We start from the raw sequence: 17,426 nt of genomic DNA, 5'->3' as shown, positions 1-17,426 counted from the left end.
TCAAGTTGGCCTATAAAAGCGAATAAATAAAAACTCAAATGCAGCTTAAGTAATACCAAACAACCTAATCAACTATAGCCGAATAATGAAGTGGCTTGCTATATTTAGTTATTAGCTTAGCTATTTAGCGCTTGAGCATGTAGCGCTTGTAACTTATAAACTTCAAAAGGTAAGTCGATCGCATATGATTTACATATGGCATCTGCCGCACCTAACGTAGTCACATAAAACACTTTACTTTGTAAAGCGTTACGGCGGATTGAAAAAGAGTCTTCTTGAGCTTGCTTACCTTCAGTAGTATTGATGATAAGGTCAATCTCACCATTTTTCAAGGCGTCAACCACATGAGGTCGTCCCTCAGTTACTTTATTGATACGCGTACATTCAATACCTTGGTCATTCAGATATTGCTGTGTACCCGCCGTTGCAACAAGTTTAAAGCCATAATCGACTAATTGGTGAGCTATAGGCGTAAGACCTGGCTTATCACTGTCTCTTACAGAGATGAATACGGTCTTAACCTCATCGGCTTTAGGTAATCCTGGCAGACGTTCGTTAGTACCAATAATTCCTTTATAAAAGGCTTCTCCGAAGGTTTTACCAACTCCCATCACCTCGCCAGTAGATTTCATCTCAGGGCTTAAAATAGGATCAACGCCAGGGAATTTAGCAAATGGGAATACCGCTTCTTTAACGGCATAAAATGCAGGCTTAATTTCTTGAGTAAAGGCTTGATCTGCTAATGATTGACCTGCCATACAGCGAGCAGCTACTTGCGCTAATGATGTGCCAATACACTTAGATACAAAAGGTACGGTACGCGCAGCGCGTGGGTTTACCTCTAAAATATACACCGTGCCATTTTTGACAGCGAATTGTACGTTCATTAATCCCACAACGCCAAGCTCTTTTGCCATGGCAATGGTTTGCGCTCGCATCACATCACAAACTTCTTCTGATAACGAATAAGGGGGTAGTGAACAGGCGGAATCTCCTGAGTGAACACCCGCTTGTTCGATATGTTGCATAATACCGCCGATGACTACCTCATTACCGTCACTTACACAATCAACGTCAACTTCAATCGCATCGTCTAAGAATCGATCAAGTAGCACAGGCGCTTCATTTGAAGCTTGAACGGCGGTGCGCAAGTAATGCTTAAGCTCATCTTCGTTATAAACAATCTCCATTGCACGGCCACCTAAAACATAGGATGGACGTACCACTAATGGATATCCGACTTCCTTAGCTTTAAACAATCCATCTTCTAAGCTGGTTGCTAACGCATTAGGTGGCTGAACTAAGTCGAGTTGATGAATCATATGCTGAAAACGCTCGCGGTCTTCAGCACGGTCAATCGCATCAGGCGACGTACCAATGATGCTGACGCCAGCTGCTTCTAAGCTGCGAGCAAGTTTCAAAGGTGTTTGACCGCCAAATTGTACAATAACGCCTTGAGGTTTTTCGATACGGACTATTTCAAGGACATCTTCTAATGTAATCGATTCAAAATACAATCTATCAGAAGTATCATAGTCAGTGGATACCGTTTCTGGGTTACAGTTCACCATGATGGTCTCGTAGCCATCGGCACGCATGGCGAGCGCCGCGTGAACACAGCAGTAATCAAACTCAATACCTTGACCAATGCGGTTAGGACCACCACCGATAACCATTATCTTCTTATTATCCGTCGGGTTGGCTTCACACTCTTCATCATACGTTGAATACATATATGCCGTTGAGGTGGCAAATTCAGCAGCACATGTATCCACTCGTTTGTAGACTGGATAAACTTCTAAATCCCAACGTTTTTTACGCAGTTGTTTTTGAGACACACCAAGCAGTTTTGCAAGACGAAGATCAGACAAACCTTTACGTTTAAATCGTCTTAAATTATTGGCATTTATACCGCCAAATCCAAGCGATTTCACATGAGCTTCTGTGTTGACGATATCTTTGATCTGAACTAAAAACCACGGGTCGATATTAGTATAATTAAATACATCATCGACACTCATGCCAATTCTAAAGGCATCTGCTAAATAAAAAATACGTTCTGGCGTCGGTACTGTGAGACGCTGCTTAATCTCTGCTTTAACTTTATCTGCGCTGATCTTACCTTCTGCTAAGGCAGCAAAGTCAATCTGCTCATCAAAGCCATCAGCGCCTGTCTCTAACCCACGTAAGGCTTTTTGCATGGACTCTTGAAAGTTACGCCCAATCGCCATAACTTCACCAACAGACTTCATTTGTGTTGATAAAATGTTTTCTGCTTGTGGGAATTTTTCAAAGTTAAAGCGTGGAATCTTAGTCACAACGTAATCAATTGATGGCTCAAAGCTTGCAGGCGTTTTACCACCAGTTATATCATTATTAAGCTCATCAAGGGTATAACCAACCGCTAGTTTTGCAGCTATTTTAGCAATTGGGAAGCCTGTGGCTTTAGAAGCCAATGCAGATGAGCGTGAGACACGTGGGTTCATCTCAATGACTACCATACGCCCAGTCTTTGGATTGACACCGAACTGTACGTTTGAGCCACCCGTTTCAACGCCAATCTCGCGCAGTACGGCGAGTGACGCGTTACGCATGATTTGATATTCTTTATCAGTGAGCGTTTGCGCCGGTGCAACTGTGATCGAATCCCCTGTGTGTACGCCCATTGGGTCAACGTTTTCGATAGCACAGATAATGATACAGTTATCGTTTTTGTCGCGTACCACTTCCATCTCATATTCTTTCCAGCCGATTAATGACTCGTCAATCAATAATTGATGGGTAGGGGAGAGATCAAATCCGCGCTCACAAATTTCAATAAATTCGTCACGGTTATAAGCGATACCGCCGCCTGAGCCACCCATGGTGAATGAGGGACGTATAATACATGGAAAGCCCAGCTTGGCTTGTATATCAAAAGCTTCATCCATAGATTCTGCGATTTCGGCACGTGGACACTCAAGACCAATACGCTTCATTGCTCGGTCAAATAAATCACGGTCTTCAGCCATCTCGATCGCTTCTTTGGTTGCGCCGATAAGCTCAACGTTATGTTTTTCTAAGACACCGTTTTTGTCTAAATCTAGAGCGCAATTAAGCGCAGTTTGACCGCCCATAGTAGGCAAGATAGCATCAGGACGTTCTTTTTCAATAATCTGTTCAACGGTTTGCCACGTGATAGGCTCAATGTATGTTGCATCTGCCATGACAGGATCAGTCATAATGGTGGCGGGGTTAGAGTTAACTAATATAACACGGTAGCCCTCTTCACGTAAGGCTTTACATGCTTGAGCGCCTGAATAATCAAACTCACACGCTTGCCCAATAACGATGGGACCTGCGCCGATAATAAGAATGCTTTTAATGTCGGTACGTTTTGGCATAAGTTTCTCTTTTTATAAATGGTATATATTTGAGCGATTTAAGAATATAGGTAAGATTAAAATGTCCGTTAGCTTTGTTTATATGCATTCAACATTTCTGCAAATTTCTTAAATAAAAGGGCAGCATCTTGCGGTCCAGGGCTAGCTTCAGGATGACCTTGGAAGCTAAAGACAGGCTTGTTGCTTAATTCAATACCTTGGTTCGTACCATCAAATAGCGAACGATGCGTTGGTTTAACATGATCTGGTAGAGTACTTTCATCAATAGCAAAGCCATGGTTTTGGCTGGTAATCAAGACTTTTTGAGTCGCCAAATCTTGAACAGGATGGTTGGCACCATGATGTCCTGTTTTCATTTTCAAAGTATCTGCGCCGCATGCTAATCCTACTAACTGATGCCCTAAACATATGCCAAAAGTTGGTATGTTGGTTTCTTCAATTATATGACGAACAGCGTCAATAGCGTAACCACACGCAGCAGGGTCTCCAGGGCCATTCGATAAAAAAATACCATCTGGATTCATCGCTAAAACATCTTCAATAGGCGTTGTCGCTGGAACAACCGTTACTTTACAGCCGATATCCACCAGCATACGTAAGATATTGGTTTTGGTACCAAAGTCATAAGCAACCACATCATATTTATGCTCAATATGCTTGCCTAATTGCTTATAGTAGCCACCGGTTTCACTTTTTGTGACCCCATGCACACCGCGGTCTGCTAATTCCCACGTTCCTGCCGTCCACTCAAACCCTTCCGGATGGCAAGACCACTGTGCTAAGTCCATACCTTTAAGACCTTCAAAACCTCTGGCAAGCTCTAAAGCTTTTTCTATGTCGACATCGGTTAGGGTATCGTCGTTACTGGCCGTTAAAATACAGCCATTTTGCGCGCCTTTTTCACGTAATAAGCGAGTCAATTTGCGGGTATCAATCTCGGCAATGGCGACGGTTTGCTGACGTTCAAGATAATCTGACAAGCTTTCAGAATTACGAAAATTTGAGGTGGTCATGGTGGCGTCACGAATAATTAACCCTTCTGCCCATACTTGATGGCCATCTGGTGAGGTGCAATCAATGTTTCCTGATTCAGCATCCTCTGTATTAGTACCGGTATTGCCAATATGCGGGTAGGTTAGGGTAACGATTTGTTTGGCATAACTAGGGTCAGTAAGTATTTCTTGATACCCTGTCATAGAGGTATTAAATACGACTTCACCGATGCGATGACCTTTAGCACCTATAGAGATGCCGCGGAAGATACTACCGTCTTCTAATGCCAAAACAGCTTCGGTTTGATTGAGATAAGTTGTGTCTTGTTGTACGCCCATATGACTACCCTTGTAATTCGTGATTATCATGACCTGATATTTGGAAAAAATGACGGTTTGCTGCTGCAATAAATATGTAATCTGTTCCAAATGATAGAACTAATGCTGATAGAAATGATGCTGATGGATATGATACTAGGTTTAAACCCATTCTTATAAAAGCAGTTTGGATAGATTAAGCCTATCAATTGGATGATATGTTTATAAATTAAAATGTGATTTTTGCAAAATTTGGCCACAAAAAAGCGAGTAGCTTAACAACAGAAAACAACGAAATCACTAAAAGGTATGATATTAGTGAGCGCTGTTAACTGTGTCATTTCTACTCGCTTAGGTACAGATTTTGCATATTATACAAAACCTAACAGTAAATGGCTACTGAATCCTAAAAAAAATATTAAAACGACATAAGTCTTTTTAGTAAAAGACATTTTAGTCTAAACTTCATGAAATCTTAATATAAATATGATTATAGTCAGATAGAAAACCCATATATATCTTGTATCACTATATGAGTGCATTGTTATAAATTAAAAGTGGTAATTAAGAGTTATTAGATAATTATCGGGGGCAACATTGGCACTAATATGTAGTTTGTCCTCAGTATAGCTTTTGGTAAAGAATAGACTACTGGCAACCCCTAAAGCTGCACCAGCTAAAACATCAGAGGTGTCATGTTTGTCCGCTTCAATACGGCTATAACCAACAAAAGCAGCGCCTACATAAGCAGGTAAGCTTTGCTTAAACCCATATCGCTTGTGTACAAAACTGGCACCTTGAAATGCTATTGAGGTATGACCTGATGGAAAAGAATCATCATCACTTTTATCCGGTCTTTGTTTATTGACAACTTCTTTTAGGGCATAAGTTGCAGCGACATTAGTACCAAACCCTTTATATAGCTGCATTCTTCCTTCTTTATCATCCATATAATGCGCAGTGCCATAAGCATATGCTGGAATTGCTACCATAATTATATCGCCTGCGGTTTCGATATCCGAGCTGCCAGCTGTTGCTGAATGGGTAGCGAGCATAATACCGCTGCCTATGTACAAAGTTGCACGAAGATGTCGGTTTAGCATCAAGAGGTTCCTATAGGGTCTAAGTTTAAAGGGTTTTATATATTTAAATCGCTTCGAGTTTTGTTTGTCCTTGAGGGCTAAGTGTGTTCATGACGTCTTTTATATTGGATAGAATTAAATAAGGACAATCCAATAAAGGCGACACCAATAAGACCAGTAATTAACTCAGGAACATGATATTTCATGGACACCAACATGATTACTGATAAAGCACCGATAGCATAGTGTGCGCCATGTTCAAGATAAATAAATTCACTTAATGTTCCCTTATCTACTAAAAAGATAGTCATGGAACGAACAAACATAGCACCGATTGCCAAACCTAACATAATAATAATCACGTCGTTGGTAATAGCGAATGCACCAATCACACCATCAAAACTAAATGAGGCGTCTAATACTTCTAAATAGATAAATCCAGCGACGCCTCCTTTTAAAATTGTCGTTGAGACGCCAGCTGTATTTGTGACCACATTACCATTCACGTCAACAACGACGTCATCCTCGTCGCTATCCTCTTTACCCTCTAGCAAAGTTGAAAGTACATTGACGCCTAAGTAAACCAATATACCCCATATACCAGCAGTCAAAATAACTGATTGTTTGGCTTCCTCAACCCACGATAATGAAATCATTAATACCACGATGGCAACAAAGGTACTCATGGCATCCACCTTACTAAAGCGGTTTAATTTACTTTCCAGCCACGAAAACCATTCCACCTCTTTGTCACCGAAAATAAAGGTTAAAAATACCAATAATAAAAACATACCTCCAAACGCTGAAATTTCAGCATGATGGGCGTTTAGATGAGTGGCATATTGTGCTGGATCATTGAGTGCTAGCTGAATGACCTCAATGAATCCAAGGTTAGCAGTCACCGCCACAATAACGATAGGGAATACCAAGCGCATACCGAATACTGCAACTAAAATACCTACCGTTAAGAATATCTTTTTCCAAAACTCATTCCAGCCTTTTAGAATGGACGCATTCACTACGGCATTATCAAATGATAATGAGATCTCCATAACTGCCAGTATGGCTGTTACCGCTAATGCTGAAAACATCGTGGTTACACCACCATGCGAAAACCCCCACCAAGCAGCGGCAATTAGACAAACAATTGTAAAAATAATATCAAATAAAAAGTGACGCATAGAATGTCCAGTAAATAAGGAATTTTAGATAGGAATGATATGACAATTTTTGATACTAAACGTGAATCAGTTTATGATAACGCTTTAGTGTCGTTATAGGGTTTATTAAACATTTAATAGAATCCTAAACGAATAATAATGATGCAGATGATATCATGACCTATACTGACAAATAAATTAAGTTAATATAAAAGGTTGCTGTGTCATATCGATTATCAATTTATAATAGCCACTTTATTCGTTTTGTTTTTATAGAATTAGGCGTCCGTACGAGTTTTGATAGCTATCATAAGTAAGGCTTCTATAATAAGTAAGGCTTCTATATTTGAATACGTTATTAGGGGCTGTATAGAATTGCTTAATTAGGACTGCTGATAGTTACCAACTAATCCAAGCTGTGTTCCAAGCTAGGCGTTAATCGACGATAATGCCCGAAGCGTATTGGACCTTAGCTAGTTTTACAACAATGTTTGGGGTAATTTTAGCATCAGCCTTGAGAACGGTTCTTGAGCAAAGCACTGATTTGCCCGTTCGAAAGCCGAGAGCTGTGCTTGAGAGGGCAGGTCTATTTTTGCCAATATATTGTGACATTCAATAATTAAGGGTTCTAACTTAGAACGACTCAGCTTTGAAAATTACCCTGCATATTGCCTAAAAAATAGCCTCTGCCAGTTCAATTATTCAATTCTATACAGCCCCTAGTTAATCAGCTAAAAAGTTACTCTGCGTTTTAAAACAACAATTAAATTTAAATAAGGATATTTAAAATGATTTATCAATTTATGGACAAAAAACCTAAATTTGCAACTCCATTTAATGGATGGGTGGCTAACAATGCCCAAGTAATAGGTGATGTGTACTTAGGGCATAAAGCCAGTGTCTGGTTTGGTGCCGTGATCCGTGGGGACAACCAGCGCATTCATATTGGGGACTATTCCAATGTTCAAGAAAACGCAGTGATACATACTGACGTAGGCGTCGAAGTAAATATTGGAAATCACGTTACCATTGGTCATCTGGCTATGCTACATGGATGTACGGTGGGAAATAATAGTCTTATCGGTATTGGTGCGGTGGTGCTAAACAACGCGAAGATAGGTAAGAACTGTATTATCGGAGCAAAGGCACTTGTGACAGAAGGTAAAGAGATTCCGGATAACTCATTAGTCATGGGAGCGCCGGCAAAAGTTGTAAAAACTCTCACTGATCCTCAAGTGGCGATGCTAAAAATGTCTGCACTGCATTATGCTGAAAAATGCCAGCAGTTTAAAACTGAATTAAAAGAGGTAGAGCTGCCAGATTAATTAAGTGTTAATTTGATTTACATCAATCACTTATTCATACCTCTTATCTACTTATAACAACTGTAAACACGGAAGGTTAAACACAACTCAGTTTCTTAACACATTAATTAATACAGTAATTAACACAGCAATATATTGGAACAACTAACTAGGTATAAATTAAAATAAGGCGTTTTATGAATAGTCAGTCTGCTAACTCAAATAATTACACCATCAATGAACTGGCTCTATTTGATCTGGATCACACTTTGCTTGATGTAGACAGTGATTATTTATGGGGCGAATATATCGTTAAGAAAGGACTGGTGGATGAGGCGCAATATCGGACAGCGAATCAGCGATTTTATGAGCAGTATATAGAAGGCACTTTAGACGCTACCGAATATAACGAGTTTGTCGCAGAGTTTTTAACCACTTTACCGATGGATAGACTGCTAAAGATACGCGAAGACTATATTAAAACTGAGATTGAACCGCACATACGTCCAAAAGCTATTGATGCCATCAAACATCATATTGATGCAGGACATGATGTGGTCATAATTTCTGCCACCAATGATTTTGTAGTGTCTGCCATCGCTGCGAAGTTTGGTATTAAAGCGGCTAATATTTTGGCGACTCCGCTTGAGGTTAAAGATAATCGGTATACTGGAAAATTAACTGACAAGCCTAATTTTAAAGAAGGTAAGCTATATCATCTAGACAAATGGCTCAATATGCGCAAGCAAGATGGTATTGAATACACCAAAACGTACGCTTATTCGGATTCAAAAAATGATTTACCTTTACTTGAATGGGCAGATGTTGCCATTGCGATTACACCTGACGATGTATTACATGCGCATGCACTGGCTCATCGCTGGGCAGTAGAAGATTGGTCTATTTAAATAATAGCCTAAGCAGTATGTCGTCATTAATAAATTTAGAAAAAGCAATCAATGCTAACCCCGTTATACCAAATAAAATTTCTGATAAAAACCTAGCTTATTTAGCTAAACTTAATCAAATACTTACTTAACTAATAAAAAGTATCGTATTTACTCTTTACGCTATTGATATGTTATTTAAACGATGGCATATCAGGTAATGTCATGATTTAGAATGCTTCAAAACTTTAATTAAACATTGAATAAATACAAAACCCTGAACTTTGGAATAGTTATGGAAACCAATCAATATCAAGAACAAATTAAAGACCTAACCGAACGAGCAAAGGATTTACGGAGGTATCTTTGACTTCGATGAAAAGGTCGAACGCTTAGAAGAAGTGAACCTCGAGATGGAATCACCAGAACTTTGGAATAATCCCGAGCGTGCCACCAAAATGAGTAAAGAGAAAAGTCAATTAGATGGGGTTATCGATACCATTACAGGATTAGAAGCCACCTTAGAAGATGCGTCTGCTATGCTAGAGTTAGCTATCGAAGCGGATGACGAGGGTTTACTGACGGACGTTCAAAGCGAGCTAAATACTGCTCAATCTCAAGTAGATGACTTAGAATTCAAACGTATGTTCGATGGCGAGATGGATACCAATAATTGTTTCGTCGACATTCAATCAGGCAGCGGTGGTACAGAAGCTCAAGACTGGGCAGAGATGCTACTACGAATGTATACACGCTGGTGTGATTCACACGGATTTAAAGTTGAAATTATTGAAGAGTCTGCTGGCAGTGTTGCAGGTATTAAATCTGCATCGTTTAAAGTCACAGGAGATTATGCATTTGGTTGGCTACGTAGTGAGACGGGGGTTCACCGTTTGGTTCGTAAGTCACCTTTTGATAGTAATAATGGACGTCATACCTCATTTGCAGCGGTATTTATTTCACCAGAAATTGATGATGATATCGAAATTGATATCAATCCTGCCGATCTGCGTATTGATACGTATCGATCGAGCGGCGCGGGTGGTCAGCATGTCAACACAACAGATTCAGCAGTGCGTATTACGCATGAGCCTACAAATACCGTTGTACAGTGCCAAAATGAACGTAGCCAACATGGTAACAAAGCCACTGCCATGAAGATGCTCCGGGCCAAACTGTATGAGCTTGAAATGCAAAAACGCATGGAAAAGCAGCAAGCTGTTGAAGACAACAAATCGGATGTGGGCTGGGGAAGTCAAATTCGTTCATACGTTTTGGATGATTCGCGTATTAAAGACTTACGTACAGGGGTGGAAACTTTCAATACGGGGGCGGTACTCGATGGTGATTTAGATCAGTTCATCGTCGCCAGTCTGAAAGCAGGTCTATAGTTTTACATAAACGCTTTATTTAAAAACGATTCCGCTAGAGCTTATGTTTGATTAAAAGGCTCTAGTAATGGATCCAAAACCGTTTGCAATCCAAACGCTTCGATACTGCCTGTAATAAAATCTGCACGTTCCTGTAAGGCAGGTTGGCCATCCCCCATCGCGACAGCATAACCGACCGTATCGAACATTTCCATATCATTAAATCCATCACCTATTGCCATAGATTCATCAACCCCAATGTTAAAATGCTGGCATATATCATGCACGCCGCGTGCTTTTGATGCGTCACTAGGAAGAATATCGCCGCCAACGCTGTGCCAATATACAAGCTTTAAACCGTCTTTAGCAAAATCCACATCTTGCATCTTACTGGTTTCATCAAAAAAGAAAACAGAACACTGATAGACCGTATTATTTTTAAAATAGTCAGGATCTACAAATGAGCTTGGGTGTTGCTCGATAAATTCGCGGATACGTTCATTGGCATGTGACCATACCACGTGCTCAGCTGAGTCAAATTTGTGAATAAAATGACGGCTATTACATAGCTCATTTATTTTATAGGCCTGTTTTAACGTAAGTGGATAGTGACTAATTAACCCCTGGTTATTAAAACTATATTGACCATTCATACATATAATGGCATCAAATACGTCAGATTCTAATAGACCTAAAATGTCTTTGGGTAACATCGATTTTGCTCGGCCTGTAGCGATAACCAGCTTGATATCAGTTTGAGCCAATGCTTCCAAAGTTTTTTTATTATGGGGTGCTATAATCCCATCGCGGCTCAGCGTATCATCAATATCAAAAAATATGATTTTTGGAACAAATGCCGAACCATTTAGTTGGCGCTGTACGCAATGAGTATTATTACTTTGAGTTATAGTTGTATTATCATCAGACATAACTTACCTGTTCAAATAGGGTTTAAATGTTTATAAATATGACTAGATCACTAGACCACTTTAGCATATTTAGCTTAAATGAAACGTAACCTTCAGTTGTCTTCATACTTCAAATCAGATGGTTTATTAGACTAAAATTTAGGAAAATTCAAATTGACTACGTTAACTTTACCCAATATTGCTCCTATCGACAATCTTCCACTGCAAAATGAATTGCAGCGTATATTAGACAAGAAAACCAAACCGATTGGTTCATTAGGTAAACTCGAATCACTCGCTTTAAAAATAGGGCTGATTCAAGATAGCGTGACGCTTAGCGTCGATAATGCACATATTCGAGTGTTTGCAGCAGATCATGGTTTGGTTAAACACGGCATCTCAGCCTATCCAAGTGAAGTCACTGCACAAATGGTGCTAAATTTTCTAAACGGTGGTGCGGCAATTAATGTGTTGGCGCGTCAACACGATATCGATCTGAAAGTTATCGATGCAGGCGTTTCAGTAGATTTCTCAGAATATAATGTGTTAGACCATCCTAGTCTTTTAAATTACAAAGTGAGGTTAGGTAGCCGTGATGCGCTTATTGAACCTGCTATGACACATGCAGAATGTATTCAATCACTTCATTCAGGTATGGACATTGCTAAGCAGCTTGACGGGGAGTTATTTATTGCAGGGGAGATGGGTATAGGTAATACCTCGTCAGCGAGCTTGCTGCTTGCAAAAATAGGCGGTTTTCCAATTGAAAAATGTATTGGTAGAGGAGCGGGGCTGGATGATGCGGGACTCAGCCGCAAACAAAAAGTCTTAACTCAAGTCTTAGCACGGCATACTCAAGTTACGCAGCCTCTTGATATTCTAGCCTCAGTTGGCGGTCTTGAGATAGCTATGATGGCAGGCGCTTTTATACAGGCTGCGAGTGATAGAAAGGTTTTATTAATTGATGGATTTATAAGTAGCTGTGCTTTGTTAGCTGCTGAGCAAATAGCATCTGGTGTTAAAAATTATGCCGTATTTGCACACCATTCTGTAGAGCCTGGTCATCGTTATTTACTTAAGCTATTAAATGCTCAGCCATTATTGGACTTTGATATGCGATTGGGAGAGGGAAGCGGAGCCGCTTTGGCTTATCCTTTATTAAAGTCTGCCTGTGCAATAATTAATGAAATGGCAAGCTTTGAAGATGCGGGCATCAGTGAACAACAATGATTTACTTTATCTAATTGAATAAAACTTAAAATAAAGAACCATAAATAAATAATTAATAACCGTATATGAAAGAGTGATATGTCAAAAGACAATCTATCGAAGCGCCAACATTCTTTTTTAATAAAAGCTATCAAATATGAATGGCAACTGTATCTCGTAGCGCTTCAGTTTCTGACACGCATACCCATTAGCTTTAATAAATATCAACCTGAATGGCTACATCAAAGTAGCCGACACTTTCCAGGGGTGGGTTTGCTGGTAGGAGTATTATGTGCATTGATTTACTGGCTGACAAGTTACTTGTTTTCACCCATTGTCAGCGCTGCATTAAGTACGCTTTTTGGCATCAAACTTACGGGTGCATTTCATGAGGATGGGTTAGCAGATACTTGTGATGGGTTAGGCGGCGGATTAACCCGTGAGCGTACGTTAACTATTATGAAAGACTCGCGTATAGGCACTTATGGCACGCTGGGGCTAATAAGTGTGATATTACTTAAAATCCTATTATTGGCATCAATGCCATTATCATCCGCACTTGTAGTTCTAATTGTTGCGCACACCGCATCAAGACTATTGTGTACGAGTCTTATCGTATTATTGCCTTACGGCGGTGATATTGATCACGCAAAAGCAAAACCTATGGCTCAACAAATGTCGCCTGTTCAATGGTTGGCTAGTACTTTATGGCTGGTTCTTTTAATATTAATTATGTACTTAGGCTTACCCGAATTATGGCACCAAATCCATATTGCACAGTGGACATTGGCTGCACTGATGGCGATTATAGTGACGTATTATATGTATAAATTATTGAAGAGACGACTGACAGGGTATACGGGTGACGGATTAGGCGCTACCCAGCAGGTAGTTGAAATAGCTATTTATCTAGGGCTTGCTGCAAATATTTAATAAACCAGTGTTTATGATCTAATTAAAGTAACCATATTTAAAGAGTAAACCGCTTTTAAACTATCGCGCAGTTAGATGATAAAAAGAGAGTTAAGCATGAGGTTATATGTCTGGCGGCATTCCAAGCCTAAATATAAAATTGGCGTTTGTTACGGTCAGACTAATATAAGTGTCGACTCAAGAAAAATTAAAAGACTTGCCAACCAGATACATAGCTTTGTAAAGAAGCACCAGCTTCCTAAAGTCGTATGGGTTAGCCATTTGGATCGCTCGAAAAAAGTTGGTGAAATGCTTGAAAAAAGAGGTTTTGAATGCCATGAAGATTCAAGGTTGGCGGAAATAAATTTTGGTGAATGGGAAGGGAAGCACTGGTCTGATATAAATAAACTCCAAATTGATAGGTGGTGTCATGATTTTTTAAATTTCGCCCCTCACGACGGTGAAAGTTTGCAACAACTTTTTAATAGAGCGGATCAATGGGTGAGTGAAAGGCTCAATGAGCCTAACGTGTTAGCCATCAGTCACGCAGGCTGGATTACATCGGTCAAGATGATATCAATGGGCCTAGAACCACCTAAGCTTGCAAGCGATTGGCCCAAACCTATTAAATACCGACAACGATGTGAGCTAGAATTTAGCAGTAAAAAGAGTTAAATATGAAAACAAGAAGGAACTTAAATAAAAAAGCGAGAAAGAAAGCGCGCGAGTAATATCTTCAATAGCTATAAATTCATAATACAGACTTTGATAATAATAGGTTGATTTAAAATATTAATATCTACACTATCAAAAATTAGATCACCCAAACATTAAAAACTTTCTAAAATAAATTTAAGTTATAATGCCCTCAAACAATATCTATAATTTATTAGTCATTTAATTTTTGAGGATTTATGGAGATATTTGCCACAGCTTTGACATTATTTTTAATTATGGATCCCTTGGGCAATATTCCCATATTTCTAAGCGTCCTAGATAAGGTTCCTGAACAAAGACGTAAATTTATTATTATAAGAGAACTCTTACTGGCACTTGGTGTGATGGTACTGTTTTTATTTGCAGGCGGTAGTATCCTGCATACCTTAAGGTTAAGTACGGAGGCTGTTGCCATTGGTGGCGGGCTTGTGATGATGATTATTGCAATACGCATGATCTTCCCACAGCCAGGTGGGGTTATGAGTGATGATGATATTGATGGTGAACCCTTCCTTGTGCCTTTAGCCATTCCATTAATAGCAGGTCCATCTATTTTAGCGACACTAATATTGTTAACAGAGAAGAATCCTCAGAGTATTCCGAAAGCGTTGATGGCACTATTCTTAGCATGGTTTGTTACTTCAATAATCCTGTTTTTCTCAACCAAGCTATATAGTATATTGGGGAATAGGGGGTTAAAAGCCATAGAGAGATTAATGGGGATGATTTTGATCTCAATCTCTGTACAGATGCTATTAAATGGTTTCTCATCTTTTTTGCAATAAACATTAAATTATTCTATCAATTAAATGCTGAAGATACTAATAGTTTTGGTATTGTTAAATAACAATACTTTTGAAGTCGTATTAGAGTAAAAAATTTTGTAGGGAAGCTATCGCACCTTATTGATATATAAGACCTGTGAAATAACCAAACTAATTGAATTTTTAAAAAAAATTATACCGATTTAACTATACCATAGTTTTTTGTTTATCTAATATATTAAATCGCGACGTCATTATATATAACTTTAAACCTCAATATTAATTCAATACTTTCTATGGAATTTAGCTTGGTAACTCTCTTGATTCCATCAAATAATGATTTATCTTTGTACTTTAAATAAGTTGGATTCACAATTGTACTTCATTAGATTATAGAATCTATAAAATATTTAATCCTATTAAAGGATAAAGGTATTTAAGCAAATAAACTTTTATCATTGATTTTTTAAATTAATAAAATCTAAGCGTTTGATATTAAAGTATATTACAATCGGACTCATTTATTATATCTAAAATGAATAAACAAAGTATTTATTCGCATATGCAAAAAGTCTGATATATTCAAAACACTTGAGAACATATTGCATCAAGAAGATGACAACTTTATAAATCAATAATGAAGGCCAAATAATGACTGACACAAATGAAGGCCAAATAATGACTGACACATTACAAAGAGTTGACCAGGTAGAACTAAGTGGGCTTAAAGAATCTGCCTCTAAAGTCTCTCAATTACTTAAATCCCTTTCGCACTCCAATCGTTTATTATTACTGTGTAGTTTGGTTGAATCTGAAGCTTGTGTTCAAGATTTAGAAATATCTACAGGTATCAAACAGCCGAGTTTGTCTCAGCAATTAGGTGTTTTGAGAGAAAACGGCTTAGTTAATACACGCCGGGAGGGCAGACAAATTTACTATAGCATCGCAAGTGACGACGCATTGGCTGTGATGAGAGTATTGTATGAGCGTTTTTGTACAGCGCCTAGTTAAAATGACTATTTATTTGAAATGGTATGTTCTATAATATATAAAAGTATAATATATATTAATATATACTATTTAGTTCGAATAGGAGCGTTTATGCCCGCATGGATCGATATAGCAAATTTCACACCATGGAGCGCTTTAATCGGTGGTCTTATAATAGGACTTGCTGCCACTGTCTTAATAGTAGGTAGCGGTTATATCATGGGCATGAGTGGCATATTAAATGTAACTATCCCCTAAAATAACACAGCTCAAACGTAGAATTTCTTATAAAATACCCATAAGGAGTTTTAACATGAGCAAACGAATGACTGAAACCCAAATAGTATCAATCTTAAAAGAAGCAGAAGCTGGAATACCTGCCAAAGAGCTGTGCCGTAAATACGGTATTGCTAGTTCAACCTACTACAAGTGGAAGTCTAAATACGGAGGTATGGAAGCCTCTGACGTCAAGCGACTAAAAGAACTAGAAGAAGAAAACCGTAGGCTTAAACAGATGTATGCTGATTTAAGCCTCAAATCACAAATGCAGGAAGAAATCATAAAAAAGCTATAGCGCCTGTCCATGAACGTAAAGTCTGGGCACAAGAACTGCAGGCGCAGTATGGTGTTAGTATTGTGGTTAGCTGTCAGGTGGTCTGCATGAGTCGAACTGCTTATTACTACAAGCCTAAACTATCTGATGACAGTGAGATTATTGATGTCTTAAATGAGCTTACTGACAAGCATAATCGCTGGGGTTTTCCAAAGTGCTTTAAGCGTATGCGAGCACTTGGCTATTCATGGAATCACAAGCGCGTACATCGTGTTTACAAAGCGTTAAACTTAAACCTACGCCGTAAGACTAAAAGGCGACTGCCAGCACGCAATCCTCAGCCGCTAAGTGTGCCAAGTGCATTAGGGCATACTTGGTCTATGGACTTTATGAGCAATAAGCTACATAACAATATTCGCTTTCGAACCTTTAATGTGATTGATGATTATAACCGTGAAGTATTAGGCATTGATATTGGTACCAGCATCCCCTCACTTCGAGTGATTCGCTACCTTGATCAGCTAGCCGAGTGGCATGGTTACCCTAAGCAAATTCGTGTGGATAATGGTAGTGAGTTTACCTCACACGTATTCACTGATTGGGCATCGGCTCACGGTATTTACATTGACTATATCGAACCTGGTTGTCCTTATCAGAATGCTTATATTGAACGGTTTAATCGCAGTTATCGCAATGAGGTTTTAGATTGTTACCTTTTCAACAATTTAAACGAGGTCAATCAACTGACTGAAGATTGGATTGAGGTTTATAACACCCAAAGACCCCATGATTCACTTGATGATATGACACCTGCCCAGTACAGACAGGTGGCTTAACGATTCTACGATGATGTTGTGTTAAAGATGGGGTATTTACA

General features: G+C 39.0%; 15 protein-coding genes. 10 read left to right on the top strand and 5 right to left on the bottom strand.

The window, feature by feature from the left end:
• Window positions 1–116: 116 nt before the first annotated feature.
• From carB to AC2SLP_RS06580, 4 genes are all read right to left on the bottom strand, one after another.
• A complete protein-coding gene (carB, locus tag AC2SLP_RS06595; RefSeq protein WP_486535880.1) occupies window positions 117–3,383 on the bottom strand; it encodes a carbamoyl-phosphate synthase large subunit in 3,267 nt (1,088 codons plus the stop codon).
• 68 nt (window positions 3,384–3,451) lie between these two features.
• Window positions 3,452–4,714 carry a glutamine-hydrolyzing carbamoyl-phosphate synthase small subunit gene (gene carA / locus AC2SLP_RS06590; RefSeq protein WP_486535879.1) on the bottom strand — a complete coding sequence of 421 codons (1,263 nt, stop codon included), beginning with the start codon at window positions 4,712–4,714 and terminating at the stop codon, window positions 3,452–3,454.
• Between the two features lie 530 nt (window positions 4,715–5,244).
• Window positions 5,245–5,796, bottom strand: coding sequence for a phosphatase PAP2 family protein (locus tag AC2SLP_RS06585; protein WP_486535878.1), 552 nt, complete (start codon window positions 5,794–5,796; stop codon window positions 5,245–5,247).
• Between the two features lie 77 nt (window positions 5,797–5,873).
• A complete protein-coding gene (locus AC2SLP_RS06580) occupies window positions 5,874–6,956 on the bottom strand; it encodes a DUF475 domain-containing protein (RefSeq protein ID WP_486535877.1) in 1,083 nt (360 codons plus the stop codon).
• Window positions 6,957–7,723: 767 nt separating this feature from the next.
• Here AC2SLP_RS06580 and AC2SLP_RS06575 point away from each other — a divergent pair.
• From AC2SLP_RS06575 to prfB, 3 genes are all read left to right on the top strand, one after another.
• Complete coding sequence (locus tag AC2SLP_RS06575) at window positions 7,724–8,260, top strand: gamma carbonic anhydrase family protein (RefSeq protein ID WP_486535876.1); 537 nt, start codon at window positions 7,724–7,726, stop codon at window positions 8,258–8,260.
• A 176-nt stretch (window positions 8,261–8,436) separates the two neighbouring features.
• Entirely contained in the window at window positions 8,437–9,147 is a 711-nt protein-coding gene (locus tag AC2SLP_RS06570; protein WP_486535875.1) for an HAD family hydrolase, read from the top strand.
• Between the two features lie 274 nt (window positions 9,148–9,421).
• Window positions 9,422–10,517, top strand: a protein-coding gene (prfB, locus tag AC2SLP_RS06565) for a peptide chain release factor 2 (RefSeq protein ID WP_486535874.1) whose coding sequence is annotated in 2 segments (ribosomal slippage) — window positions 9,422–9,493 and window positions 9,495–10,517 — 1,095 coding nt in all. Because the reading frame shifts where the segments join, the coding sequence is not laid out codon by codon here.
• A gap of 41 nt (window positions 10,518–10,558) precedes the next feature.
• On the opposite strand, the gene AC2SLP_RS06560 is transcribed toward prfB, so the two are convergent.
• Complete coding sequence (locus AC2SLP_RS06560) at window positions 10,559–11,425, bottom strand: Cof-type HAD-IIB family hydrolase (protein WP_486535873.1); 867 nt, start codon at window positions 11,423–11,425, stop codon at window positions 10,559–10,561.
• Window positions 11,426–11,578: 153 nt separating this feature from the next.
• Between AC2SLP_RS06560 and cobT the strand changes: the two genes are divergently transcribed.
• The 7 genes from cobT (at window position 11,579) to AC2SLP_RS06525 (ending at window position 17,385) form a co-directional block, all read left to right on the top strand.
• Window positions 11,579–12,634: a nicotinate-nucleotide--dimethylbenzimidazole phosphoribosyltransferase gene (gene cobT / locus AC2SLP_RS06555; protein ID WP_486535872.1), complete on the top strand. Its 1,056-nt coding sequence runs from the start codon at window positions 11,579–11,581 to the stop codon at window positions 12,632–12,634.
• Between the two features lie 78 nt (window positions 12,635–12,712).
• Window positions 12,713–13,546 carry an adenosylcobinamide-GDP ribazoletransferase gene (cobS, locus tag AC2SLP_RS06550; RefSeq protein WP_486535871.1) on the top strand — a complete coding sequence of 278 codons (834 nt, stop codon included), beginning with the start codon at window positions 12,713–12,715 and terminating at the stop codon, window positions 13,544–13,546.
• A 96-nt stretch (window positions 13,547–13,642) separates the two neighbouring features.
• Complete coding sequence (locus AC2SLP_RS06545; RefSeq protein ID WP_486535870.1) at window positions 13,643–14,200, top strand: histidine phosphatase family protein; 558 nt, start codon at window positions 13,643–13,645, stop codon at window positions 14,198–14,200.
• Between the two features lie 239 nt (window positions 14,201–14,439).
• On the top strand, window positions 14,440–15,027 hold the full coding sequence (locus AC2SLP_RS06540; RefSeq protein WP_486535869.1) for a YhgN family NAAT transporter: 588 nt from the start codon (window positions 14,440–14,442) through the stop codon (window positions 15,025–15,027).
• Between the two features lie 630 nt (window positions 15,028–15,657).
• Complete coding sequence (locus AC2SLP_RS06535) at window positions 15,658–16,017, top strand: ArsR/SmtB family transcription factor (protein ID WP_486535868.1); 360 nt, start codon at window positions 15,658–15,660, stop codon at window positions 16,015–16,017.
• 90 nt (window positions 16,018–16,107) lie between these two features.
• Window positions 16,108–16,254: a YeeE/YedE family protein gene (locus tag AC2SLP_RS06530; RefSeq protein ID WP_486535867.1), complete on the top strand. Its 147-nt coding sequence runs from the start codon at window positions 16,108–16,110 to the stop codon at window positions 16,252–16,254.
• 55 nt (window positions 16,255–16,309) lie between these two features.
• Window positions 16,310–17,385 (top strand): IS3 family transposase gene (locus AC2SLP_RS06525; RefSeq protein ID WP_486535053.1). Its coding sequence is split into 2 segments (ribosomal slippage): window positions 16,310–16,556 and window positions 16,556–17,385, totalling 1,077 coding nucleotides; the frame shifts between segments, so codons are not numbered across the junction.
• Window positions 17,386–17,426 lie beyond the last annotated feature (41 nt).

It is taken from the genome of Psychrobacter sp. CX21 (assembly GCF_057396255.1).
The sequence above is the reverse complement of the archived record's forward strand: the minus strand, read 5'-3'. Positions and strand labels throughout refer to the sequence as shown.